General features: G+C 72.1%; 21 protein-coding genes. 13 read left to right on the top strand and 8 right to left on the bottom strand.

All coding sequences use genetic code 11. The features are described 5' to 3' along the window. Positions 1–8: 8 nt before the first annotated feature. Entirely contained in the window at positions 9–1,514 is a 1,506-nt protein-coding gene (locus ACFWN3_RS07635) for an alpha-N-arabinofuranosidase (protein ID WP_377644938.1), read from the bottom strand. 114 nt (positions 1,515–1,628) lie between these two features. Between ACFWN3_RS07635 and ACFWN3_RS07630 the strand changes: the two genes are divergently transcribed. After that, positions 1,629–2,702: a LacI family DNA-binding transcriptional regulator gene (locus ACFWN3_RS07630; RefSeq protein WP_377644936.1), complete on the top strand. Its 1,074-nt coding sequence runs from the start codon at positions 1,629–1,631 to the stop codon at positions 2,700–2,702. Here the strand turns inward: ACFWN3_RS07630 and ACFWN3_RS07625 are convergent. The 3 genes from ACFWN3_RS07625 to ACFWN3_RS07615 form a co-directional block, all read right to left on the bottom strand. Then, positions 2,699–4,546, bottom strand: coding sequence for a family 43 glycosylhydrolase (locus ACFWN3_RS07625; protein WP_377644934.1), 1,848 nt, complete (start codon positions 4,544–4,546; stop codon positions 2,699–2,701). The two genes, ACFWN3_RS07630 and ACFWN3_RS07625, sit on opposite strands and share 4 nt — an antisense overlap. 235 nt (positions 4,547–4,781) lie before the next feature. Beyond that, positions 4,782–5,621: a DeoR/GlpR family DNA-binding transcription regulator gene (locus ACFWN3_RS07620; protein ID WP_377644931.1), complete on the bottom strand. Its 840-nt coding sequence runs from the start codon at positions 5,619–5,621 to the stop codon at positions 4,782–4,784. A gap of 2 nt (positions 5,622–5,623) precedes the next feature. Continuing rightward, entirely contained in the window at positions 5,624–7,633 is a 2,010-nt protein-coding gene (locus ACFWN3_RS07615) for a beta-galactosidase (RefSeq protein WP_377644929.1), read from the bottom strand. A gap of 278 nt (positions 7,634–7,911) precedes the next feature. Between ACFWN3_RS07615 and ACFWN3_RS07610 the strand changes: the two genes are divergently transcribed. Genes ACFWN3_RS07610 through ACFWN3_RS07595 form a run of 4 tightly spaced genes read left to right on the top strand, consistent with a single transcriptional unit; the run spans position 7,912 to position 13,291 of the window. Further along, a complete protein-coding gene (locus tag ACFWN3_RS07610; RefSeq protein ID WP_377644928.1) occupies positions 7,912–9,267 on the top strand; it encodes an ABC transporter substrate-binding protein in 1,356 nt (451 codons plus the stop codon). A 21-nt stretch (positions 9,268–9,288) separates the two neighbouring features. After that, the gene (locus tag ACFWN3_RS07605) at positions 9,289–10,212 is read left to right on the top strand and encodes a carbohydrate ABC transporter permease (RefSeq protein WP_377644926.1); all 924 of its coding nucleotides are present in this window, start codon (positions 9,289–9,291) and stop codon (positions 10,210–10,212) included. Beyond that, positions 10,209–11,135, top strand: coding sequence for a carbohydrate ABC transporter permease (locus ACFWN3_RS07600; protein ID WP_377644924.1), 927 nt, complete (start codon positions 10,209–10,211; stop codon positions 11,133–11,135). Before ACFWN3_RS07605 ends, ACFWN3_RS07600 begins: the two co-directional genes overlap by 4 nt. Next, positions 11,132–13,291 (top strand): alpha-galactosidase, encoded by a 2,160-nt coding sequence (locus ACFWN3_RS07595; protein ID WP_377644922.1) that lies wholly within the window; start codon positions 11,132–11,134, stop codon positions 13,289–13,291. The genes ACFWN3_RS07600 and ACFWN3_RS07595 overlap by 4 nt, the downstream gene beginning before the upstream one ends. On the opposite strand, the gene ACFWN3_RS07590 is transcribed toward ACFWN3_RS07595, so the two are convergent. Beyond that, positions 13,273–14,301 carry a LacI family DNA-binding transcriptional regulator gene (locus ACFWN3_RS07590; RefSeq protein ID WP_377644920.1) on the bottom strand — a complete coding sequence of 343 codons (1,029 nt, stop codon included), beginning with the start codon at positions 14,299–14,301 and terminating at the stop codon, positions 13,273–13,275. The two genes, ACFWN3_RS07595 and ACFWN3_RS07590, sit on opposite strands and share 19 nt — an antisense overlap. A 66-nt stretch (positions 14,302–14,367) precedes the next feature. Here ACFWN3_RS07590 and ACFWN3_RS07585 point away from each other — a divergent pair, with 66 nt between their 5' ends. From ACFWN3_RS07585 to ACFWN3_RS07575, 3 genes are all read left to right on the top strand, one after another. Beyond that, positions 14,368–15,054: a hypothetical protein gene (locus ACFWN3_RS07585; protein WP_377644918.1), complete on the top strand. Its 687-nt coding sequence runs from the start codon at positions 14,368–14,370 to the stop codon at positions 15,052–15,054. Between the two features lie 253 nt (positions 15,055–15,307). Then, a complete protein-coding gene (locus ACFWN3_RS07580; protein ID WP_377644916.1) occupies positions 15,308–16,759 on the top strand; it encodes a glycosyltransferase in 1,452 nt (483 codons plus the stop codon). Continuing rightward, positions 16,756–17,070: a hypothetical protein gene (locus ACFWN3_RS07575; protein ID WP_377644914.1), complete on the top strand. Its 315-nt coding sequence runs from the start codon at positions 16,756–16,758 to the stop codon at positions 17,068–17,070. Before ACFWN3_RS07580 ends, ACFWN3_RS07575 begins: the two co-directional genes overlap by 4 nt. A 70-nt stretch (positions 17,071–17,140) precedes the next feature. Here ACFWN3_RS07575 and ACFWN3_RS07570 read toward each other — a convergent pair whose 3' ends face one another. Further along, on the bottom strand, positions 17,141–17,947 hold the full coding sequence (locus ACFWN3_RS07570; protein ID WP_377644912.1) for an ANTAR domain-containing protein: 807 nt from the start codon (positions 17,945–17,947) through the stop codon (positions 17,141–17,143). 63 nt (positions 17,948–18,010) lie between these two features. Here ACFWN3_RS07570 and ACFWN3_RS07565 point away from each other — a divergent pair, with 63 nt between their 5' ends. After that, positions 18,011–18,886: an alpha/beta fold hydrolase gene (locus ACFWN3_RS07565; RefSeq protein WP_377644911.1), complete on the top strand. Its 876-nt coding sequence runs from the start codon at positions 18,011–18,013 to the stop codon at positions 18,884–18,886. Here the strand turns inward: ACFWN3_RS07565 and ACFWN3_RS07560 are convergent. Beyond that, a complete protein-coding gene (locus tag ACFWN3_RS07560) occupies positions 18,883–20,382 on the bottom strand; it encodes a peptide ligase PGM1-related protein (RefSeq protein ID WP_377644909.1) in 1,500 nt (499 codons plus the stop codon). The two genes, ACFWN3_RS07565 and ACFWN3_RS07560, sit on opposite strands and share 4 nt — an antisense overlap. 153 nt (positions 20,383–20,535) lie before the next feature. Between ACFWN3_RS07560 and ACFWN3_RS07555 the strand changes: the two genes are divergently transcribed. The 4 genes from ACFWN3_RS07555 to ACFWN3_RS07540 all read left to right on the top strand — a co-directional run bounded on the left by ACFWN3_RS07555 (position 20,536) and on the right by ACFWN3_RS07540 (position 23,008). Then, positions 20,536–20,760: a hypothetical protein gene (locus ACFWN3_RS07555; RefSeq protein ID WP_377644908.1), complete on the top strand. Its 225-nt coding sequence runs from the start codon at positions 20,536–20,538 to the stop codon at positions 20,758–20,760. Positions 20,761–21,240: 480 nt separating this feature from the next. Next, entirely contained in the window at positions 21,241–21,891 is a 651-nt protein-coding gene (locus tag ACFWN3_RS07550; protein WP_377644907.1) for a hypothetical protein, read from the top strand. Next, positions 21,888–22,304 (top strand): phage holin family protein, encoded by a 417-nt coding sequence (locus ACFWN3_RS07545; protein ID WP_377644905.1) that lies wholly within the window; start codon positions 21,888–21,890, stop codon positions 22,302–22,304. The genes ACFWN3_RS07550 and ACFWN3_RS07545 overlap by 4 nt, the downstream gene beginning before the upstream one ends. Further along, positions 22,301–23,008 (top strand): DUF3618 domain-containing protein, encoded by a 708-nt coding sequence (locus ACFWN3_RS07540; protein ID WP_377644902.1) that lies wholly within the window; start codon positions 22,301–22,303, stop codon positions 23,006–23,008. Before ACFWN3_RS07545 ends, ACFWN3_RS07540 begins: the two co-directional genes overlap by 4 nt. Before the next feature lie 83 nt (positions 23,009–23,091). Here the strand turns inward: ACFWN3_RS07540 and ACFWN3_RS07535 are convergent, their stop codons facing one another. Further along, positions 23,092–23,271: a hypothetical protein gene (locus tag ACFWN3_RS07535; RefSeq protein WP_377644900.1), complete on the bottom strand. Its 180-nt coding sequence runs from the start codon at positions 23,269–23,271 to the stop codon at positions 23,092–23,094. Between the last annotated feature and the right edge of the window lie 19 nt (positions 23,272–23,290).

Here is a 23,290-nt window from a genome sequence, read left to right as displayed (position 1 = left end):
TGGTGCGGTCACGCCACGGGCGTGGCGGACGGGACGGTGAGGGCGAGGGCGGTCCAGGACACCGGGGGTAGCCGTAGCTCGAGACACCCCCTCTCCACGCGCGGGGTGGGGTCAGCTCGGGGGCTCACGGCGTCTGGCTCGTGGATCGTGTTCGCGCGGCGCGGGTCCTCGTCGTGCAGGCGCAGGCACTCGCTCACCTGCGCATCGGGGAAGCCGCGGAGGTCGGTGGTGACGGTGACGGTCTCGGTGGGGTGCCGGTTGACGAGGAAGAGGGCCAGCGCCCCGGTCTCCTCGTCCCAGGTGGCCGCGGCGTCGACGCTGTCGACCTCGCCGTGGACCGCGGTCTCGTGGGTGGCGCCACGGGGCTCGACGCGAAGGGAGGTGCCGCGGGCCAGACGGGCGGTCTGGGCGAAGGGGTGGAAGATCGTCTGCCGCCAGGCGGGGCCGCCGGCCTCGGTTCTGATGAGGCCGATGACGTTGACGAGCTGGGCTTGGCAGGCGATCTTCACCCGGTCGGCGTGCCGCAGGAAGGTCATGAGGAAGCCGCCCACGGCGACGGCATCGGCCAGGGTGAAGGTGTCCTCGATGAGGTGGGGTGCCTGCTCCAGCTCGAGCTCGGTGTGGCCGACGAAGTCCCGCTGGTACCAGACGTTCCACTCGTCGAAGGACAGGTTCACCCGTCGGCGGCTCCGGCGCTTGGCCTGCACGTGGTCGGCCGTGGCGATGACCGACCGGATGAAGTGGTCCATGTCGACGGGGGAGGCGAGGAAGCTCGCGAGGTCCCCGTTGCGCTCCTCGTGGTAGGCATGCAGGCTGATGTAGTCGACCGCGTCGTAGGCGTGGTCCAGGACGGTCGCCTCCCAGGCGCCGAAGGTGGGCATCGCGCTGTTGGAGCTGCCGCAGGCGACGAGCTCGACGGTGGGGTCGACCTGGCGCATGGCCTTCGCCGTCTCGAGGGCCAGGCGCCCGTACTCGTGGGCCGTCTTGTGCCCGGTCTGCCACGGTCCGTCCAGCTCGTTGCCCAGGCACCACAGCCGCACGCCGTGCGGATCGCGGTGGCCGTGGCTGGCTCGCAGGTCCGACAGGGCCGTCCCGCCGGGGTGGTTGGCGTACTCCAGCAGGTCGCAGGCCTCCTGGACCCCACGCGTGCCGAGGTTCACCGCGAGCATGGGTTCGACCCCTGCGCCGCCGGCCCAGGTCGCGAACTCGTTGAGCCCCACGGTGTTGGGCTCGAGGCTGCGCCACGCGAGGTCGAGGCGGGTGGGACGGTCCTCGACCGGTCCGACGCCGTCCTCCCACCGGTACCCCGAGACGAAGTTGCCCCCCGGGTAGCGCACGACGCTGACGCCAGCCTCACGGGTGAGGGCGGTGACGTCACCCCGGAAGCCGTTCTCGTCGGCGCTCGCGTGACCGGGCTCGTGGATGCCGGTGTACACGCAACGGCCCATGTGCTCGACGAAGGACCCGAAGAGGCGCCGGTCGACCTCGCCCACGGTGAACGAGGGGTCCAACACGATTCTGACCTGTGGCACGGGGCCTCCCACGACGATGTGGTGACTGCGAAGGATCCCTTTATACAACGTTGGAACAACGTTGTAACCCGTGTGAGACGATGCATTTCGATCACGATGGAGGGAGCGACGATGGCGGTACGGCTGCGGGACGTGGCGGAGCTCGCGGGCGTCTCGGTGAAGACCGTGTCGAACGTCGTCCACGGGCACCCGGCGGTCAGCCCGTCGATGCGCGAGCGCGTGCAGTCCTCGATCGCCGCTCTCGGCTACGTCCCGAACATGTCTGCGCGTTCGCTGCGGACCGGGCGCAGCGGCCTCGTGGGGCTGGCGGTGCCACATCTCAGCGACCCCTACTTCTCCGCGCTCGCCGGGGCCGTCATCGACGCCGCGGCCGCACGCGGGGTCTCCGTGCTCGTCGAGCAGACAGCCGGTGATCCGGTGCGCGAGACCGACGTTCTGCTGGGTCGCCGCCCCACCATCGTCGATGCGCTCGTCTTCTCGCCGATCTCGGTGACCCAGGCGGCCCTCGACGAGGCGGCGCCCGCCGTCCCCCTCGTTCTGCTCGGTGAGCACCTGATGGCGAGCCAGCGTGACCGCGTCGCGGTCGACAACGTCACGGCCTCCGCCGAGGCCGTGGCCCACCTCGTCGCGGGGGGTCGCCGGCGCATCGCCGCCGTCGGGGCCAAGCGCGGGTCGACGGCGGCCACTGCCGAGCTCCGGCTCGCGGGGTACCGCCAGGCGCTCACGGCCGCGGGCATCGGACTCGACGACGAGCTCGAGGTCGCCACCGACCACTTCTCGCGGGCGAGCGGAGCCCAGGCGGTGCAGTCGCTCGTCGACGCGGGCACCGACGTCGACGCGCTGTTCTGCTTCAACGACCTGCTCGCCCTCGGCGCGATCGAAGCACTGCGCCGACACGGACGCTGCGTCCCCGACGACGTCGCCGTCGTGGGTTTCGACGACATCGACGAAGGTCGGCACACCGAGCCGGACCTCACCTCCGTCGCACCCGACCTGCGCGTCCTGGCCGATCTCGCCCTCGACCGGCTCCTGCTCCGGCTCGACGCGCCGGAGACTGCCGAGGGCAGCAGCATCATCGTGCCGCACCACCTCGTGGTCCGCGGCAGCTCGTCCCCGGCCGGGGAGGGTGGCACGACTACCCCGGCCGAGGGGCTCACCGACGCGCGCTAGCGTCGTGCGCCGCCGGTGACGGCGTACACCCGGACGTCGTCGAACTCGGCCGTGATCGGCGAGGTCACCTGGTCCGTCGCTCCCATGGAGACCAGCCCGATGACCGCGTCGGCCCCCAGGCTGTGGGTCCAGGCCCCGCCGCGCACCCACGTGGTGCCGTCCTGGCTGGTGTAGGCGGTGTACCGCTCGGTGTCCCCGCCGGCCTCCCGCCGGTCGGCGCCGGTGAGGCGCTCGACGACGATGCGCAGGTGGGTCCAGTCGTCCCCGGGAGGACCGACGACCGTGTTGCCGTAGCGGCTCCAGCCCTCGGGGGCGGGGCTCAGCTCCTTGGCGAACTCGGTCTGACGGGTCTCCCAGATGGAGGCGCTCGTCAGCTTCACGAAGTTGTCGTCGTCGGCGTACACGACGAGGCCGGCCTGCGCGTAGTTGAAGCAGCAGCCCTCGTCGGGGAGACCGCTGAGGCGCACCGTGGTCTCCACGACGTAGTCGCCCCGCGGGGCGTCGCGCACGAGCACCGAGGCGGTGTCGCTGTCGACGTAGAGGTCGGCGTGCTCGACCTCCCAGCGCAACAGGCCGCCGGAGACGGAGGCGTCGCCGGTGCGAGCCTGTGCCCACGACCAGTCGGCGTCGAGGGTGCGGCCGTCGAAGTCGTCGGCGTCCACGAGGCGCCCGGTCGTGTGGGGGTGCACGACGGTGGCGCGGTAGCGGCTCCGCTCGCCCTCCTGGGCGGCCGGGGCAGGCATCCGGGTGTCGGACGCACCGGCGCCCCCGTTGACGACGGGCCAGCCGTCGACCCAGTCGACGGGGTCGATCAGCGCGGGTCGCTTCGTGAAGCCGGTGGCGAACGCGTAGAACGGGTCCCGCTGGTCGACCGCGTGGTACGCCGTCCACCACTGGCCGCCCTCGTCGACGAACACCGAGTTGTGGCCGGTACCGACCCAGCGGTTGCCGTTCATCGTGAGGAAGGGCGTGCCGCCGACGTTCGCGTCGAGGAAGGAGTTGCCCTCCCTGTCGACGAAGGGGCCGAGGGGGCTGGTGGAGCGCCCCACGAAGACGCTGTAGCCGGTCAGGGCGCCGTTGCAGCAGTTCGTCGCCGAGGCGAACACGTAGTAGTAGCCGTCCTTGAACACCACGTTGGCGCCCTCGTAGCGGTTGCCGATGGCGATGCGGGTGTCGTCTGCCGAGCTCGCGGTACGGGCGGTCGCGCCGTCACCCGTCAGGTCCATGGGGGTGGCGAAGAGGCCTCCGTAGTAGGAGCCGTAGTACAGCAACGCCTCGTCGGTGACGGTGTCGCCGAGCACGTCCGGGTCGAAGGTCCACAGGTAGGAGCACTCGCCACCGTTGGGGTCGAGGCGGGGAGCGACAACGGGTTCGTCAGCCCACTCCCACAGCCCGGTGGCGGTCTCGCCGACGGCGACCCCGATCGCCCCGTCACCACGGCAGCTGTCCGAGCCGCCCCCGGCGGCGGTCGTCTCGGTGACCGTGGTGAACAGGTAGTACCGGTCGGTCGTGCTGGAGTAGGCGACCTCGGGCGCCCAGAAGGCCGCGGTCGGGTCTATCCACGCGGGGAGATCGCCGCCGTCGAGGGGGAACGCGTCGCCGACGTAGGTCCATGTGACGAGGTCGGTGGAGACGCTCATCGGGATGCGGTGGAAGACAGGGTCGCCCTGTGCGTCGACGTCGTCGTCGTTGAGCGGGTCCGTCGTGCAGTACAGGTACCAGACCTGCTTGCCGTCGATCCGCTCGTCGTCCTGGCCCTGGATGACCATGGGGTCGGCGCAGCTGTCGACGGTGCCGTCGCCGGGGACGGTCGGCGCGAGAGGGTTCTCGTAGGTCGTCGTCACCGGACGGGGAGGCTGTGCGGCAGGAGCCGCGGCGGCGACACCGGCAAGGCCGGCAGAGGACACCATGAGCGCCGTGAGGGCGAGCGCGTGGCGGCCCCACCTCGTCCTGGTACCCGGACGGGTTGACTCCACCATGACAGCTCCCTCGATGACCGGTGTGCGATCTGTGGGCTGTACCCCCGGATCCACCGCTCAAACGCCGGTGCCGCGCACGGTCCTTCGACGTGGCCCGACGTCAGTCTCCGGTGCCCACCGGTGAGGGGTCGGAGTCGCCCGATTGCCGCCGTGCCGCAGGGGCCACCGCAGGCTCGGCGAGCACCAGCTGTTCCACCTGCTCCTCGAGGACGGCTCGAGCGCGCGGGGAGATGCCCGAGTCCGTGATGAGGGTGTCGACCTGGTTCAGGCCCATGAAGGTGGACAGCCCCACCAGGCCGACCTTGCTGTGGTCGGCCAGGACGCAGACGGACCGGGCGGAGCGGACGAGGGCGCGGTTCGTCTCGGCCTCGACGAGGTTGGGGGTCGTCAGACCGGCGTCGCGGTCGATGCCGTGGGCGCCGAGGAAGAGGCGGTCGACGTGCAGGCCGGCCAGCGCGGTGACGGCGACCGGGCCGACCAGGGCGTCCGAGGGGGTCCGGACGCCTCCGGTGAGGACGACGACGTGCGCGGCGCCCTCGACGTCGTGGAGCAGCTGGGCGACGGGGACGGAGTTCGTGACGACGGTGAGGTGCGGCACGTCGCGGATGGCGCGGGCGAGCTCGTACGTCGTCGTGCCGGCGGAGATGCCGATGGTGGACCCGGGACGCACCATCCGTGCGGCGGCGAGGGCGATGGCGTGCTTCTCCGCCGTCATCAGGGCGGACTTGGCGCCGAACCCGGGCTCGTCGGTGGCCCGGGGCACCACGGCGAGCGCGCCGCCATGGACCCGCTCGAGCAGCCCCTCCCCGTCGAGGCGCTCGATGTCGCGGCGGACCGTCATGTCCGAGACGCCGAGCTGGTCGACGAGCTCGGAGACGCGCGCGCCACCGAACTCGTTGACGATCGCCAGGATCGCGGAGCGGCGTTGGGTGGCGAGCACGGTCAGGACTCCCGGATGACGGCGGCCCGGCGGGCGGGCACGGTGGTCGCGGGACCCACGGGGTCCCCGGAGACCAGGTCGTGCCCCGTGACGTCGACGACGCACGGCTCATCGGTGTGGTTGACGACGAAGAGCCACGAGCCGGCGGCGCCCCGCCTGCGGACGACGTCGACACCGGGGGGGACGACCGCCACCGGTTCCACTCCCGCGCGGTCGACGAGGTCGTCGAGCAGGGCGCCGAACGTGGCGTCGTCGGGCAGCGTGCCCAGGTACCACGCCGCGCCGTCGCCCACGCGTCGCCGGCCGGCGGCCACGCGACCGGTCAGGGGACCGTCGGCGTAGGTCAGCAGGACCTCCACGTCGTCACCGGTGACGCGAGCGTCCTCGCTCCAGACCCGTCCGCGGCCGCCGCCGTCGGCGAGGGACCCCTCGATGGCGACCTCCTCACCGGTGCGCAGGGGCGCGAGCTCCTCGACCCTGACCCCGAGGAGGTCGCGGAACGCCCCCGGGTACCCACCGAGGCGGACGTGGTCGTCGGGCGTGGATATCCCGGAGAAGTACGTCACGAGGACCTCGGCCCCTCCGAGCGCGGCGGCTCCGACGGCCTCCGCCGCCGCGTCGCTGACGACGTACAGCGTCGGGACGACCAGGGCGCGGTAGCGAGTGAGGTCGGCGTCGGGGTGGACGACGTCACAGGTGATCCCGCGGTCGCGCAGGAGGCGGTGGACCGTGTGGGCGACGGTGACGTAGTCGACCTCCGCCGAGGGCATGGCCGGACCGGCGACCGCCCACTGCGCCTCGTAGTCGAAGACGATGGCGACGTCCGCCTCCACGCGCGAGCCGACGAGCTCGCCGAGACGACCGGCCACGGCGCCGAGCTCGCAGGCCTCGCGGAACCGGTCGCTGTCCTCGCCGACGTGCGGGACGAGCGCGGAGTGGAACTTCTCGGACCCGGCGCGGGACTGCCGCCACTGGAAGAAGCCCAGGGCGTCCGCGCCGCGCGAGACGTGGCTGAGCGAGTCGAGGAGGGTCTCCCCGGGCCGCTTGGCCGGGTTCACCGGCTGCCAGTTGACGGCGCTCGTCGAGTGCTCCATCAGCATCCACGGCTCCCCTCCGGCCAGGCCGCGGGTGAGGTCTGCCGCGAAGGCGAGCTCCGCCCGGGGGTGCTCGAGCGCGTCCACGACGTAGTGGTCGGTGCTGACGACGTCCTGGTGCGGTGCCCAGCGGTGGTAGTCGAGGTGCCGGAACTGGCTGAGCGTCATGAAGTTGGTCGTGACCGGGACCGCCGCGGAGTGCCGGCGGATGACCTCCTTCTCGGCGAGGAAGAAGTCGAGGAGGACGTCGGAGCCGAACCGCGAGAAGTCCAGGACCTGGGTCGGGTTGCTGATGGTGGTCGAGCGTCGCGGCGGCAGGATCTCGTCCCACTCCGCGTACCGCTGGCTCCAGAACGCCGTCCCCCACGCCTCGTTGAGCTCGTCGAGCCCGTCGTACCGTCGCTGCAGCCAGAGCCGGAACTCCGCGGCGCAGGTGTCGCAGTAGCAGGGCAGGTTGTGGCAGGCGTACTCGTTCGAGACGTGCCACATGGCCAGGGCCGGGTGGTCGTGGTACCTCGAGGCGATCCGGTCCGTCAGGCCCAGCGCGAGGTCGCGGTACAGCCGTGACGACGGGCACCACGACTGCCGGCTGCCGGGCCACAGGGTGTGCCCGTCGCGGTCGACCGGGAGCACCTCGGGGTACGCGGTCGTCAGCCATGGCGGTGGGGTGGCGGTGGCCGTGGCGAGGTCGACGGCAATCCCGTTGTCCGCCAACAGGTCCATCACCTCGTCTAGCCAGCCGAACTCGTACTCGCCCTTGGTCGGCTCGAGCCAGGACCAGGAGAAGACGCCGAGGGTCACGAAGCTGACTCCGGCCTCGCGCATGAGGCGCATGTCGTCGTGCCAGGTCGCACGGGGCCACTGCTCGGGGTTGTAGTCGCCGCCGAAGGCGACGCGATCGGCGGGCCACGGGCGCATGGCCGACAGTGTGGGGACGGATCCGCGCAGTTGTCAACAACTTCGCACATCGTGGTTGTCGGCCGACCTTCGACAACCCGGAGCCCGCGCCGGTGAGTTTGTGAGCGCTCACATCGCCCGTGTCGTGCGAAAACGGCTGTCCGACAGGCTGGAAGAGACGTGGAGCGGGCGTGTCGACCTCTTGACACCGGCAGGGGGTTCTCCCACACTCGCCGTGCATCGCCGATGTTCGGTTCTGGTCGATTCTGTGAGATTCGGCCCGTCAAAGGAGACACCCCATGGCACGTCCGGCCCCCCGCGAGAGCCGCCTCTCGAGCACCATCCCCGCATCCGTCGCCGGCGTGGACCGCCGCTCCCTCCTGCGGGGTGCCCTGGGCGCCGGCGCACTCCTCGGCGTCCCGTCGGTGCTCTCCGCGTGCGGCGGGGACCCGGCACCCTCGGGGTCCGGCGGTGCCTCGGCGAAGGCCGGGCCGGTGAAGTTCGGCATGAACGAGGCGAAGGGCTCGGGGCCGGCCTACGAGCGGCTCCAGGCGATGGCCGACGCCTACGCCAAGAAGACCGGCGCACAGGTCTCCCCGAACGCCGTGGACCACAACACCTTCCAGGAGAGCATCAACACCTACCTCCAGGGCACCCCCGACGACGTGTTCACCTGGTTCGCCGGGTACCGCATGTCGCAGTTCGCCGAGAACGAGCTGATCAGCGACATCAGCGACGTCTGGCCCATCGACGGCCTCGGTGACGCGTTCAAGAAGTCGGCCACGGCGTCGGACGGCAAGCAGTACTTCGTGCCGGTGAGCTACTACCCGTGGGCGGTGTTCTACCGGAAGTCGGTCTTCGAGAAGAACGGCTGGGCCGAGCCGAAGACCCTCGACGAGCTCAACGCGCTGATGAAGGACATGCAGGGGAAGAAGATCACCCCCTTCGCGTTCGCCGCGAAGGACGCCTGGGCGCCCATGGGGACCTTCGACATCCTCAACATGCGCCTCAACGGCTACGACTTCCACATGGCCCTGACCAAGGGCGAGAAGAAGTGGGACAGCCCCGAGGTCAAGAACGTCTTCGCGACGTGGAAGACGCTCCTGCCCTACCACCAGGAGAACGCCCTCGGTCGCACCTGGCAGGAGGCGGCGACCTCGGTCGAGAAGCAGGAGTGCGGCATGTACCTGCTCGGCACCTTCGTCGTGGACGGCGTCTCCAAGGAGGCGGCCGAGGACATGGACTTCTTCACCTTCCCGGCGCTCGACCAGACCATCGGCTCCGACGCCCTCGACGCCCCGATCGACGGCTTCTGCGTGGCCGCCGGTGGTGAGGAGCAGGAGTCCGCGAAGGCGTTCGTCAAGTGGCTCGGGAGCGCCGAGGCAGCCGACGCCGCGAACAACGCGGCGTCGGCACCGATGATCGCCGCGAACTCCGGCGCGAGCACCGCGAAGTACGGCGAGCTGCAGAAGAAGTCGGCCGAGGTCGTCCAGCAGGCGAAGTCGATCGCCCAGTTCCTCGACCGCGACACCAACGCCGACCTGGCCAACACGGTCATCACCGCGTCGATCCAGGACTTCCTCAAGAACCCCGACAACATCGACTCGATCACGGCGTCGATCCAGCAGCAGGCCGTGTCCATCCTCGGCACCTGAGCCAGGGTCGGCGAAGCTCAGATGACAACGGCCACGAGGGCACGTCCCGCCAAGCGCCGCGCGTCCCGCCGGGTGGAGAAGCGGCGGAGCCCGCGCGACCGCCTGGTCATCACCGCGATGATCGGTGTCCCCACCGTCCTCGTCGTCTGGCTGGTGTGGCTGCCGGCCCTGGCGTCGGTGCTCCTGTCGTTCACGAAGTGGAACGGGTTCAGGTTCAGCGGGATCCAGTGGGTCGGCACCCAGAACTACACCGACATCGCGACGATCTACCCGCCGTTCTGGCCGGCGATCCAGCACAACCTCATCTGGCTGGTCTTCCTGTTCGTCCTGCCGACGATCGCGGGCGTCGCCCTCGCGGTGGTCCTCGACCGCGAGATGTGGGGGAGCCGGTTCTACCAGACCGCGTTCTACCTGCCCGTCGTGCTGTCGATGGCGCTCGTGGGCTTCATCTGGCAGCTCTTCTACTCCACGGACCAGGGCCTGATCAACGAGGTGTTCGGGACCAACGTCGACTGGTACGGCGACCCGGACGTCAACCTCTGGGCGGTGCTCGTCGCGACGGCGTGGCGGCACACCGGCTACATCATGCTGCTCTACCTGGCGGGCCTGAAGGGCATCGACGCGTCCCTGCGCGAGGCCGCTGCCGTGGACGGTGCGAGCGAGGTCAAGACGTTCTTCCTCGTCATCTTCCCGGTGATGCGCCCGATCAACCTCATCGTGCTCGTCATCGTCGTCATCGAGTCGCTGCGCGCGTTCGACCTCGTGTGGATCATCAACAAGGGTCGCAACGGGCTCGAGCTCATCTCGGCCCTCGTCTCGCAGAACGTCGTCGGCGAGGCCACCCGCTACGGGTTCGGGTCGGCCCTGGCCGTCATCATGATGATCATCTCGTCGGTGTTCATCGCCGTGTACCTCCGAATCGTCTTCCGGGAGGAGGGCCGATGAGCGTCGAGACCGTGCCGCAGGCGGCCACGCCGAAGGGAGCGACGAGCCAGCACTCGAGCGGTGGAGGCGTGATCAACCGTCGCCGCGGCACCGTGGCGACCGTCGTGATGTTCGTCCTGGCCCTGGCCTGGCTCTTCCCCCTGCTGTGGTCGGCGTACAACTCCTTCCGCGACTACTCCTTCACCCAGACCAACGGGTACCTGTCGTTCGGCGGGTGGACCCTGGACAACTACAAGGAGGCGTGGAGCCGCGGCAACTTCGGGCTGCACTTCAAGAACTCCCTGATCATCACGGTGCCGGCCGTGGCGCTCACCCTCTTCCTGTCCTCCCTCGTCGGCTTCGTCCTCTCGCGGTTCTCGTACCGCTTCAACCTCACGCTGCTCGGGATCTTCCTCGCCGCCAACCTGCTCCCGCCCCAGGCCCTGCTCATCCCGGTCTTCCGGATGTTCAAGGAGGTGCCGTTGCCGGCCGTCATGAGCGAGAGCGGCACGATGCTCGACAGCTACTGGTCGCTCATCCTCGTCAACACGGCCTTCCAGATGGGGTTCTGCACCTTCGTCCTCAGCAACTACATGAAGACGCTGCCTTACGAGATCTACGAGTCGGCGGAGCTCGACGGCGCCAGCGTGTGGCGCCAGTACTGGCAGCTGACGATGCCCCTCGTCCGACCCGCCCTCGCGGCTCTGGCGACGCTGCAGGTCACGTGGATCTACAACGAGTTCTTCTGGGCGACGGTGCTCCTGTCGCGCGGTGAGAAGTACCCCGTCACCAGCGCGCTGAACAACCTGCGGGGCCAGTTCTTCGCCGACACCAACCTCGTCGCCGCGGGGTCGATCATCGTCGCGCTCCCCGTGCTCATCGTCTTCTTCGTCCTGCAGAAGCAGTTCGTCTCGGGGCTCACGCTGGGCTCGACCAAGGGATGACCGTCACGACGACGGTGCGCGGCGGGGGCGCCCTGCTCGTCCTCGCCCAGGACGGCGACGGGCTCCCGTCGGTCCTGCACTGGGGCGCCGACCTGCCCGACGACGCCGTCCTCGACCTCCTCCTGCTGCGGGAGGGGCCGGTCCCGCACAACGCCCTCGACGACCCGTGGGACCTCACGGTCCTCCCGACGGCCGGCGAGGGCTGGCTGGGCACGCCGGGGATCGCGCTCCACCGGGCCGGAGGCTCGGCCGCGCCCCGATGGATCGCGTCGGTGTCGGCGGCGGGGTCGCGGATCGAGGTCCGGGCCGTGGCGGAGGCCTGCGCCGCCGAGGTCGTCCTCGGCTACGACCTCGACGAGCACGGCGTCCTCCGCGTGTCCTCGGCCATCACCTCCACCGCCTCCGCCGACGAGCCCGCGCTCGATGTCGCCGCCCTCCGGATCCTCGCGCCCCTCCCGACCAGGGCCGACGAGCTCCTCGACCTCTCCGGCCGGTGGATGCGCGAGCGGGTGCCCCAACGCCATCCCCTCGTCGACGGCACCTTCGCGCGGCAGGGTCGTCGTGGGCGCACCGGCCACGACGCCACGCTGCTGCTCGTCGCAGGCACCTCGGGATTCGGCTTCCGCCACGGAGAGGTGTGGGCGACCCACGTCGCGTGGAGCGGCAACCACGAGCACCTCGTCGAGCGGTTGCCCGAGCCCGCCGGCGCGTCCGCGGCGGTCCTCGGCGGGGGAGAGCTCCTCGCCCCGGGCGAGGTACGGCTCGCGGCGGGGGAGACCCACCACGCTCCAGACGTCGCCTTCGTGTGGTCGGACGAGGGGCTCGACGGGCTCACCCGACGCCTCACGGGGCACCAACGGTCGCGGGCCGACCCGCGCGCGCGACGTCCTCGCCCCCTCGTCCTCAACACCTGGGAGGCGGTGTACTTCGACACCGACGTGGAGCACCTCAAGCGCCTCGCCGACACCGCGGCCTCGATCGGCGTCGAGCGGTTCGTCCTCGACGACGGCTGGTTCGGGTCGCGCCGCGACGACACCCAGGGCCTGGGCGACTGGGTGGTGTCGGCGGACACCTGGCCCGACGGCCTGCACCCCCTCGTGGACCACGTGCGTTCGCTCGGGATGGAGTTCGGCCTGTGGTTCGAGCCGGAGATGGTCAACCTCGACTCCGATCTCGCTCGCGCCCAGCCGGACTGGGTCCTCGGACCGGCCGCAGGGCCACCGCTTCCCTCACGCCACCAGCACGTCGTCGACCTCGCCGCCCCCGCGGCCTACGCCCACGTCCTCGAGGCCGTGAGCCGGCTCGTCACCGAATACGACATCGACTTCCTCAAGTGGGACCACAACCGCGACCTGCACGACGCCGTGCGCAGCGACGGGCGCGGGACGGACCGTCCGGCCGTGGCGGCGCAGACTCGCGCCACCTACCGCCTCCTCGACGAGCTCCGCCGGCGGCACCCGCGCCTCGAGATCGAGTCGTGCTCCAGCGGCGGCGGCCGGGTCGACCTCGGCATCCTGGAGCGCACCGAGCGGGTGTGGACCTCCGACTGCAACGACGCCCTCGAGCGCGTGGCGATCCAGCGGTGGACCGGTCTGCTCGTTCCCCCGGAGCGGATGGGCACCCACGTCGGCCCTCCCCGAGCGCACACGACCCACCGCGACCTCGACCTCTCCCTGCGGATGCTCGTGGCGCTGGGCGGCCACGCGGGGCTGGAGTGGGACCTCACAGGGTGCTCGGACGACGAGCTCGGGACGCTGGGGCGCTGGAGCGCCCTCTACCGCGAGCTCCGACCTCTCGTGCACCACGGTGACGTCGTGCGGTCGGACCACCCCGACCCCTCGCTCGTCGTCGGTGGAGTCGTGGCGAGGGACCGCTCGGAGGCGGTCTTCTCGGTCGTCCAGCTGGCGACGGGGCGTGGGACCTCGCCCGGCCCGGTCCCGCTCCCGGGTCTCGACCCGATGCGTCGCTACCGCGTGCGCGTGCGGCCGGAGGCGGGGCTCCCGGCGACCGTGCAGACGCGGCCACCCGGGTGGTTCGAGCACGCCCTGGACGACGGCGGCGTCGTGCTCTCCGGTGCCTTCCTCGGCACGAACGGGCTCCCCCTTCCGGTCCTCGCCCCCGCCCAGGGCCTGCTGCTTCACCTCGTCGGTGTCTGACCCTCTCCGGGAGGCGCCGTCGACGACCGCACGACGAGCCGCGGGGGGATGAGCCGTGACGGGCAGGGCTCCCCCGCGAGCGCGGCCAGGACCAGCCGGACCGCCTCCCTCCCCAGCGCCGAGAAGTCCTGCTGGACGGTCGTCAGCGGAGGGCTGAGGAAGCCGGCCTCCGGGATGTTGTCGAAGCCCACGACCGAGATGTCGTCGGGCACGCGGCGACCGGACTGCGCGATCGCCCGGTAGGCGCCGACCGCCATCTGGTCGTTGGCGACCACCACCGCCGTGAGCTCCGGGTGCTGGCCGAGGAGCCGGTGCATGGCCTGGTGGCCGGAGCGGGCGCTCCAGTCCCCGTCGAGGACCGGACCCGGGCCGAGGCCGTGGGCCTGGAGTGCCGCGAGGAACGCCGCCCGTCGCTCCACGGCCTGGGGCCAGTCGGCCGGACCGGCGACGTGCGCGATGTGGCGGTGCCCGAGCTCGACCAGGTGGCGCGTGGCGATGGTCGCCCCCGCCCTCTGGTCGACGCCGACGGAAGCCGTGGCGCCGCCCAGCGCGCCGTCGACGCTGACCACGGGGATGGCGACGTCGGCGACGGAGGAGTCGATCCCGGCCCACCCGTGGGCGGACACGACGACCACGGCCTCGACGGCGCGGTCGACGTGGCGCTCGAGGGCGGCCGACACGTTGTCGGTCGACATCGTGTCCTGGGGGTCGAGGGAGATGACGTACCCGGCCTGCCGGGCGGCCTCCGCGACGGCGACCACCGTGCTGGCCGGCCCGTGGAAGGCCAGCTCGTCGACGACGACCCCGATGACGCGGGTGTGCCCGCTGGCGAGGGCACGGGCGACGGAGTTGCGGCGGTACCCGAGGTCGGAGACGGCCTGGTTCACCCGCAGGCGGGTGGCGGCGCTCACGGTCTGCGGGGCGTTGAGCACCCGGGACACCGTCTGGTGCGAGACGCCGGCACGACGCGCGACATCGGCCATCGTGGGGGACGGCCGCTCCGACGTCATGGACGCATCGTACGAGGGCTCGCGACGTCCGTCAGCGCGCCTCCGGCCCGGTGGTAGGACTGACGCATGCACGGGGGTCGGGACGCGCGACACGAGGCCGCGGTGCGGGCGAGCCTGCACTGGTACGAGGACGTCTTCGCCCTGCACGGCATCCCCACCACCGTGGCCGACGGTCTCTGGCGCGCCCTGGGGGAGCCTCCCCGGTGGCACTCCGCGGCCAAGACGCTCCGCCCGGACGTGTCGGTCGACCAGGTCCGGGACGCGGTCGCCGGGTTCGGGCACTGCTCCGTCGCCGACTCGTACGGGACCCTGGACCTGGGCGGAGCGGGGTTCGAGCGGCTCTTCACCGCGAGCTGGCTCCACCTCGAACCCCTCTCCGAGCATGGCGGGTGGCCGCCGGGCTGGGGGACCGTGGACGACGAGGGTGAGCTCGAGCGCTGGAACGACGCCTTCGACACGTCGGGGGTCCTGCTGCCCTCGATGTTGGGCCATCCCCGCTTCACCGTCCTCGCCTGCCGCGCCGGCGGGGCGCTCGTCGGGGGTGCGGTGCTGCACCGCACCGGAGAGTTCGTCGAGCTCTCCAACTGCTGGGCCGTCGGTGACGGCGGCGAGGACATCGCGTCGATGGTGGCCTGCGCCGGCATCCTGTTCCCGCAGCGGCCCCTCGTGGGCTACGCCCGCGGAGAGGAGCTCGACCGGTGGTGCGCGTCGGGGTTCCGTCGAACCGGCCCGCAGGTCGTGTGGGTCCGCTGAGGTCCCGTCGGCAGACCTGACGGTCGTTCTCGCCGTGCCCACCATTGGCGGGCAGCACGACGCGGAGTCCTCCGTTCGGCCAGACTCCGACACCGTTGTCCTGAGGCGGGGCCGATCCGGCTGACCCCCTCCGCCACGGCGCCGAACACTGGTCGAGGACGAGACGAGGTCCCTGGCACGCCCCGCCCCGTCCGCGACACCTCTGAGCCGTGCCACGAGGGGCTCGCCCCTCGGTCCCACCGGAAGTCACCGCATGACCACCCGACGCACCCTGCAGCGTGGAGTAGGCGCCCTCATCCTCGGCATGGCGTTCGCCGCCGGCCTCGTCCTCTGTGGCGGCCTCCTGCTCTCCGACCCCGAGCTGACGAAGCCGATCGAGCACGGCGCCGTCTTCGGCGTCTGGACGCTCCTGTACTCGTCCGCCGCCCCCTCCGTCCAGATGGTCGTCGTGGCGGTGGCCGTTGCGCTGCTCGTCGCCGCGGCCGTCGCCGGTGCCGAGCACCGCATCAGCACCCGCTACCGGCGGTCGGGTGACACCGTCGCGACGCCGCTGGCGCCCCGTGTCGTCATGGCCGCCACCGCCGGCCGCTACGACGGCGAGGTGACCGTCACCGTCCTCATCCCGGCGCACAACGAGGCCGACCGGATCGGGGCGACACTGCGCTCCATCTGGTACCAGGACAGCCCGCCGGAGCGCGTCGTCGTCGTCGCGGACAACTGCACCGACGCCACCGAGGAGGTCGCCCGCTTCCACGGTGCCGACGTCGTGCACACCGAGGGCAACACCCACAAGAAGGCCGGCGCCCTCAACCAGGCGCTCGAGCTCCTCCTGCCGACGCTCGGCGAGAACGACACCGTCCTCGTCATGGACGCCGACACCGTGCTCTCGCCCGCGTACATCGCCACCGTGCGCCGTCGGATGACCGACGACCGCGCGCTCATGGCGGTGGGTGGCCTCTTCCTCGGCGAGGAGGGCTCGGGTCTCCTCGGGCAGATGCAGCGCAACGAGTACACCCGCTACTGCCGCGACATCTCGCGCCGTCGCGGGCGGCTGTTCGTCCTCACCGGCACCGCCTCGGTCTTCCGCTCCCGCGCGCTGCGTGAGGTCGCCGCGCACCGGGGGACGGCGCTGCCCGGCCGCCCCGGCGAGGTCTACGACACCGTCTCGCTCACCGAGGACAACGAGATCACCCTGGCGCTCAAGACGCTGGGCGCGCTGATGACGTCGGCGCCGCAGTGCCGGGTCGTCACCGAGGTCATGCCGACGTGGGGGGCCCTCTGGGCGCAGCGCCTGCGCTGGCAGCGAGGTGCCCTCGAGAACCTCGGGGCCTACGGGCTGACGCCGCAGACCGTGCGCTACTGGGCCCAGCAGATGGGCATCGGCTACGGCGTCGTCGCCCTGTCGTCCTATGCCGTCCTCGTCGTCGTCACCGCGCTCTCGCTCGACTCGGTCGTCCTCTTCCCCTTCTGGATGGGGCTGGGAGCGGTCTTCGCCGTCGAACGGCTCGTCAGCGTCTGGGCCGGAGGGTGGCGGGCCCGCCTCCTCGGGGCCCTGCTGATCCCCGAGCTCGTCTACGCCTGCGTGCTCAACGCCGTGTACGTGCGCGGCGTGTTCGACCTGCTCATGGGTCGCCGGGCCGAGTGGAAGCACGTCGTCACCGACGCCTCGGGCCGAGTCAAGGTCGAGGAAGGTGAGCTGGTGTGAGCACCCTGGCCACCTCCGTCGCCACCGGCGCCCTGCTGCCCGAGTCGACCCTGTGGACCCCATGGGCCCAGGTCCTCGCCACCTTCGTCGCGATCAACACCGTCATGTACGTCGCGGTCGCCGTCGCCAAGATCCTCCCCAAGGTGCACGTCGGGGACTGGCTCAACACCTCCTACGCCCGCGCCGAGACCCGGAGCATCCACCCCCGCGCGGCCGACGGCTGGCCGATGGTCCCCGTCTCGCCCCGGCCGGTCCCTCGGGTGCCGGCGCCCGACGACACCACCGAGGCGGCCCCGCGCGGCCCGTTCTAGGACGTCCCGACCGAGGATGGGTCGGCGGCCGTCGGCCGGGAGGGCCTGAGCCCCCGGAGGTCGGCCGCGGTCACGTCCGGCGACGTCGCTGGGGGACCTCACCCGTCTCGGCGGCCTCCCTCGCGACGTCGGCGAGCTTGCGGTTCGTGTCCTGGCTGGCGACGCGCAGCATGACGAAGGCCTGCTCCTGGGTGAGCTGGTGCCGCGCCATGAGCACGCCCATCGCCACGCCGATCTCCCGATTGGTCCCGAGCGCCTGGAGCAGGTTGTCGGCACGGTCGCTGGCGAGGTGGGCCGAGACGAGGAGGGCGCACTGCGCCGCGAGGAGCAGGCCCTCGTGGAGGTCGTCGTCGTCGAAGGCGTCAGGGGCGCGCGAGTAGAGGTTCAGGGCCGCGTCGGCGCTCTCGTCGCCGAGCAGGACGAGGCGGTAGGCGAGCACACTGGTGACCCCGACCTCGGCATGGACCCGCCGGCCGAACTCGAGCCACCGGTCGTCACGGTGGACCGCCCCGGTCAGGTACACGTTGTCGTCGAGGGCGGCGTCGAGGCACGGACCCGACCGCAGCTCGTACTGGACGTCGTCGGCCCGCACCGCCTCCGGGTGCGAGGACGCGATCGTGAAGGGGGAGCCGGAGCGCACGATCGTCACGCTGGCCCAGTCAGCCGCACGGACCAGGCCCACCGCGTGGGACACCACGGAGTGCAGGACACCGAGCGCGTCCTCCTGGGTCTGGTCGTGCGGCGCGGTGTCCATCACGGCCGCGAGGTGCTCCAGGACCGCCGTCGCCACGGGGTTGGCCACCCCCGGCGCCGGTGCGCCCGCCGCGACGGGTTCGGTGCCCGTGGGCGCGTGGTCCCCGCTCATCGTCCCGCTCATGGGAGAAGTATGGCCCGGCCGGCCGCAGGGGTTGCGACAGCGAGGCCGGGGTAGTCAGCCCACATGCGAGAAGCACCGTCGTCCGAGGCGACCCGCCGCACCTCGGTGCGGGACCTGCGCACCGAGCGCGAGGGGGTCGGCCTCGCTGCCCGTGACAGCGGGCTGCGACGGGGAGAGGTGGTGCTGCTCCTCCACGGCTCCCCTCAGGACTCCTCCTGCTGGGACGGCGTGGTCCCCCTCCTGCACGCCGCCGGCCTGCGGACGCTCGTCATGGACCAGCGGGGATACGGGGCCTCGGGGAGCCCCCCGGGCGTGGCTCCCTACCGGACGGAGGAGCTGGCGGCCGACGTCGTCGCCGTCCTCGACGCCGCCGGGGTGCGGCAGGCGCACGTCGTCGGCCACGACTGGGGCGGCGCGGTCGCCTGGCACACCGCAGCCCACCACGCCGACCGCGTCAGCACCCTGACCGTGCTGTCCACGCCGCATCCGGCCGCCTACTCGTGGTCCCTCACGCACTCGCGGCAGCCGCTGCTGAGCTGGTACACCCTGGCCTTCCAGACCCCGTGGCTGCCCGAGCTGGTGCTCGCCCAGGTCCTCGAGCCCGTGCTCGCCGGCGGCGGCCTCCCTCCGGCCACCGCGCACCGCTATGCCGAGCGGCTCCGCCGACCGGTGGCGCTCGGCCCGCCGCTGGCCTGGTACCGCGCCGCGGTCCGGCGACCCCCGTGGCACGCGTGGCGCGCGACCCCCGCCGTCGGCGTCCCGACGACCTACCTCTGGGGGAGGCGCGACCCCGCCCTCGGGCGTGCCGCCGCCGAACGGACGCGCCGGTTCGTGTCCGGGCCCTACCGCTTCATCGAGCTCGACGAGGGCCACTGGCTGCCCGAGCTCCAACCCGAGGCCGTCGCTCGCGCGGTCGCGTCGAGGGTCGCCGGGCCCTAGCCGATCGCCCCTGCCGGAGGCAGGTCGGGGTCGCGGGGTCCGGGTCCGACGTCGAGGGCCGTCGGGACCGCGCGGAACAGGTCGTCGGCCTCCGCCGCGCTGCGGCCGATGGCGGTCACCCCGACCGTGCCGTCGCGGTCCAGCCCGGGGAACATGTGGAGGACGACGCCGGTGCCCCTCGCGTGGTCGAAGGCGAGTCCGGCAGCGGTGAGCGAGTCGATGGCCCGGGAGGGGCTCATCCCGAGCCACCCGGGCCCACCGACGGCGTCGCTCGACCGGTAGGACCGTGTGCTGCCGTCCTCGTCGCAGACCCACTCGCACCGTTCCGGGTCGTAGGCCCCGCGGGCGAGGCACTGCAACGCGGTGAAGGAGTGGGTCGTCCCGCCCTTGCGGAGGTTGAGGTCGACGGCCACGAGGCTCCCGTCCCCGTCGCGGTGCGCCACGAAGTCGACCGCCAGCCACCCGACGGCCCCGGCCTCCGCCAGCCGGCGCCCGACGGCGAGGACGTGGCGACCGATCTCGGGTGCCCAGGCCCCGTCGGCGGGGAAGCGGCTCCCGGTGAAGACGTGACCGTCGTCCCCGCCCATGTCCTGCTCGTGGGTCGCGAGGAGGACGACCTCGCCGTCGGGGCGGATCTCCGCCTGGCCACTGGGGCTGGAGATCTCGCTGCCGGTGACCAGCTCCTCGACCACCCCACCGAGGGCGAGGTCGGCGAGGAACCAGGGGGGCGACTCCGTCTCCACGCGAGTTGCCAGCTCGCTCGTCGCGAGCTCCGCTCCGGCGGCGTCACGCGTCGACATCACCCAGTTGCCCTCGCCCCCACCGGAGTTGTCGAGCTTCACGACGACACGATCGAGTCGGGGCAGGTGGCGCCGCATGACGCGGACGGCTTCCGCGACCTCGGCCGCGTCGTGCACGTCCTCGACCCCGGCAGGAACCGGGACCCCGGCATCGCGGAACAGGCGCCGTGCGGCGCTCTTGAAGCCGAGCGGCCACAGGGACGGGGGGCCGCCGTTGAGCGGACGGTCCAGCGCCAGGGCGACGGCGACCTCGTCGTCGGTGACGTTCCAGGGCTCGATGACCGCCGGGTCCCCGGCGATCCGTCGGCGCAGCTCGGCCATCAGGTCCGGTCGGTCCAGCAGCTTGGCAGCCACACCCCGCGCGCCGTCATCGGGAACGACGAGGCAGGACAGCCGCTCCCGTGCGGCACCCGGGGAGCGGGGTCGCGCCAGCCGCGCGTAGTAGTCGAGCACGGCCGGCGAGGGCGGCGCACTCAGCACGACGACGACGCGGACCCCGGGTGAGGTGCCCAGCCGCAGACCGTCCACGAGGGCGCGCTGTTCCAGCGCGGGCAGCAGGGACGCGTGGTGCGTCAGCAGGGTGGTGGGCATGCTGTGCGACGGCAGCGCGACCACGACGTGCTCGAGGGTGGAGCCGGCGACGGGTGGAGCGAGCGCGCTGCCCAGCCGCTGCTGGAGACGCTCGTAGGCACGCATGGCGACAGGCTAGGTCCGCCCGGCCGGGCAGGTCGCGCGAGCTCGCACCCGGACCTTGACGGCGGCCCTTCCGCGGCGTCTCATGGAGGGAGCACCTCCAAGGGCGTGGGGTCGTCGACCCCGACACCGACCGGAGTTCCGATGAGTGACCCAGTGGATGCGTCGATCCGTGAGCTGATCAGGGAGCTGGAGGCGGTGGAGGACCGCCTCCAGGAGCTGCACGACGCCGTCGACTGTCCTGAGGGGCGGAGCTGGACCGCGGCGGAGGTGGCCCGCCTCGCGCGGCGCGAGGAGCGGATCCTCGCCTCGCTGCGGGACTGGCGCATCACGTCCCTCGGCGTCCGGGGTGTCTCGACGAGCCGTCCGTCACGGCGCTAGGACGTTCGGGGACGGGCCGGCACCGGACCGTTCCCGACCCCCAACGACGAGACCCCCGTCTCGAGAGGAGCGGGGGTCTCGCCTGCACCCGTACGAGGGCCCTGCTCCCTCGGGGTCGTGCCCTCTTTCACTGCCCCGACCGCGTGGGGCACAAACGTCGGGTCGGGCGACACTCAGCGACCTCTCAGGGACGTCGGTGCCGGCGACGGAGCGCATGGCTTCCGCCGGCAGGGGTAGGTCAGTCGCAGGCGCACCACCGGCGGGGTACGGGCTCCGGTCCGGGAGGCCGTGGTGAGCGGATCCCGCGCGGGCTGCCGCCTGGTCACTGAAAAACATTGTGCCGCAAGGGTTTTCACAACCCACATTGGGTAACTCTCTTGCGTGTCATCGACCCTCGATGGCCAGAGAGGACGGGCGCAGATGAGTACTCAAGCCACACACGGGAGTGGTGCCCAGGCCCCCGAGAGCACTGTCGGGGCCGTGGGTCACGAGACGAAGGACGCGGCCACCCAGGTGGCCGGGACCGCGGGCGAGGAGGCCCGCAAGGTGGCCCGGGAGGCGAGCGACCAGGCTCGACACCTGTGGCACCAGACGAGGTCCGACCTCACCGAGCAGGCCACGACGCAGCAGGACCGGGCAGCCCAGGGGCTGCGCGAGCTGTCGGACCAGCTGCGCAAGATGGCCGACGGTGCGGACGACGACGGCATGGCGCGGGGACTCGTCGATGACGTCGCGCGGCGTGCCGGCGACGCCGCCGGATGGCTCGAGGGGCGCGACCCCGGCGCCATCCTCGGTGAGGCGCGTCAGTTCGCGCAGCGACGGCCCGGGACGTTCCTGGCCGTTGCGGCGGGACTCGGCGTCCTCGCCGGCCGCATGAGTCGCAGCCTGGTCGACGAGAAGCGGGACGACCAGCCGGACGAGACGCCCTCGGCCCCCGCGGCACCGCGGGCGACCGCGGACCGTGGCACGGGCGCCCAGGGCGTCCCCGTCGAGACGTTCGCCAGCGAGGGTCTGCCCTCCCCCCACCGGGTGACCCAGCCCCTCGAGACGGACGGCACACCCGCCCCGATCGGCTCGGACGGACGGCTCGCCGCGTCCCCGCGCGACGTCACCGACCGGGGTGGACTGTGACCGAGCACCAGACCCGGCCCGACCTGCCGGAGCCCTCGCTCCGGTCGGTCGGAGAGCTGCTGGGCGACATCACCACCGACCTCTCCGTCCTCGTGCGGCAGGAGGTCGAGCTCGCCAAGGCCGAGGTCAGGGAGAGCGCGGACCACGCGAAGGCCGGTGGAGCGATGCTCGGCACCGCGGCCGTGGCAGGACACCTCTTCCTGGTGTTCCTGTCCGTCGCTGCCTGGTGGGCCCTCGGCGACGCGATCGGCCGCGGCTGGTCGGCGCTCGTCGTCGCCCTCGTCTGGGCGATCGTCGCCGCGATCACGGCCTCCATCGGCCGCAAGCGCCTCAAGCGAGTGGCGCCCGTCGCCCCTCGCACCATCGACACCACCACCGAGATCCCCGACGCCCTGAGAGGACGCCACTCATGACCACGACCCAGGACCCCGACGAGATCCGCCGCGAGATCGACAGGACGAGGGGGCGCCTCAGCGAGGACGTCGACGTCCTCGCCGACAGCGTCCGCCCGAGCAGCGTCGCGCGACGCACGACCCAGCGCGCCACCACCAAGGTCACCCGCCTCAAGGACAGCATCATGGGCACCGCACACGACGTGGCCGACGCCGGTGGCGACCACGCGCACGGTGCCGCCGACACCGTGCGAGACGTACCCCGGATGGCACGACAGCAGGCGCGCGGCAACCCGCTGGCCGCGGGCGCGGTCGCGCTCGCTGCCGGCTGGCTCGTCGGGTCGCTGCTGCCCGCGAGCGCCAAGGAGCGCGAGCTCGCGTCCGCGGCCGCCGAGAAGGCGCAGCCTCTCGTCGACGAGGCCAAGTCGGTCGCCGGCGAGAGCGTCGACCACCTCAAGCAGCCCGCCCAGGAGGCCGTCGAGGCCGTCAAGGACACGGCCAGGGAGAGCGCCTCCACCGTCAAGGAGGAAGGTGCGGCCAAGGCCCAGGACCTCAAGAGCGACGTGCAGGACAAGGCGTCGTCGGGTTCCTCGACGAGCGGTACGTCCACCACGGGCGGCTCGTCGTCGGCCGGCGGTACGTCCTCCACGGGCGGCTCGTCGTCGACCGGCGGCCCGGCCACCGGGGGGAACCCGGGTCACGGGTCCCCGTCAGGGCTGGCCTGACGCTCGAGAGCAGTTGACGCGGCCCGGCCCCCGTTCCTCGGAACGGGGGCCGGGCCGCGCGTCCGTGAGCCGGACGACATCGGTCAGCGTTCGTCGCGCAGAGCCCTCCACTGGTCGTCGTCGACCCACTGGGTGTCACAGCCGAGGCACCGGAAACCCCGCTGGGTGGCCGGCGGCTCGGCCGGCCCGTGGGGCCGCGGCAGCTGCACGGTGGTGATCTTCGGCGACTCGCACCTGGGGCAGGCCGCCCCCTTGCTCTGCATGGACACAGCATCCCACCTG

It is taken from the genome of Oryzobacter terrae (assembly GCF_042756445.1).
GTDB classification, from domain to species: Bacteria; Actinomycetota; Actinomycetes; order Actinomycetales; family Dermatophilaceae; genus Oryzobacter; species Oryzobacter terrae.
This window is presented reverse-complemented; position numbering and strand designations above follow the sequence as displayed.

Bases quoted from the DNA above. Each gene is read 5' to 3' on its own strand.
- ACFWN3_RS07630 (WP_377644936.1), top strand. From the start codon at position 1,629: ATGGAGGGAGCGACGATGGCGGTACGGCTGCGGGACGTGGCGGAGCTC.
- ACFWN3_RS07615 (WP_377644929.1), bottom strand. From the start codon at position 7,633: ATGCGCCCGTGGCCCGCCGATCGCGTCGCCTTCGGCGGCGACTACAAC.
- ACFWN3_RS07610 (WP_377644928.1), top strand. From the start codon at position 7,912: ATGGCACGTCCGGCCCCCCGCGAGAGCCGCCTCTCGAGCACCATCCCC.
- ACFWN3_RS07605 (WP_377644926.1), top strand. From the start codon at position 9,289: ATGACAACGGCCACGAGGGCACGTCCCGCCAAGCGCCGCGCGTCCCGC.
- ACFWN3_RS07600 (WP_377644924.1), top strand. From the start codon at position 10,209: ATGAGCGTCGAGACCGTGCCGCAGGCGGCCACGCCGAAGGGAGCGACG.
- ACFWN3_RS07595 (WP_377644922.1), top strand. From the start codon at position 11,132: ATGACCGTCACGACGACGGTGCGCGGCGGGGGCGCCCTGCTCGTCCTC.
- ACFWN3_RS07590 (WP_377644920.1), bottom strand. From the start codon at position 14,301: ATGACGTCGGAGCGGCCGTCCCCCACGATGGCCGATGTCGCGCGTCGT.
- ACFWN3_RS07585 (WP_377644918.1), top strand. From the start codon at position 14,368: ATGCACGGGGGTCGGGACGCGCGACACGAGGCCGCGGTGCGGGCGAGC.
- ACFWN3_RS07580 (WP_377644916.1), top strand. From the start codon at position 15,308: ATGACCACCCGACGCACCCTGCAGCGTGGAGTAGGCGCCCTCATCCTC.
- ACFWN3_RS07570 (WP_377644912.1), bottom strand. From the start codon at position 17,947: ATGAGCGGGACGATGAGCGGGGACCACGCGCCCACGGGCACCGAACCC.
- ACFWN3_RS07565 (WP_377644911.1), top strand. From the start codon at position 18,011: ATGCGAGAAGCACCGTCGTCCGAGGCGACCCGCCGCACCTCGGTGCGG.
- ACFWN3_RS07560 (WP_377644909.1), bottom strand. From the start codon at position 20,382: ATGCGTGCCTACGAGCGTCTCCAGCAGCGGCTGGGCAGCGCGCTCGCT.
- ACFWN3_RS07540 (WP_377644902.1), top strand. From the start codon at position 22,301: ATGACCACGACCCAGGACCCCGACGAGATCCGCCGCGAGATCGACAGG.
- ACFWN3_RS07535 (WP_377644900.1), bottom strand. From the start codon at position 23,271: ATGCAGAGCAAGGGGGCGGCCTGCCCCAGGTGCGAGTCGCCGAAGATC.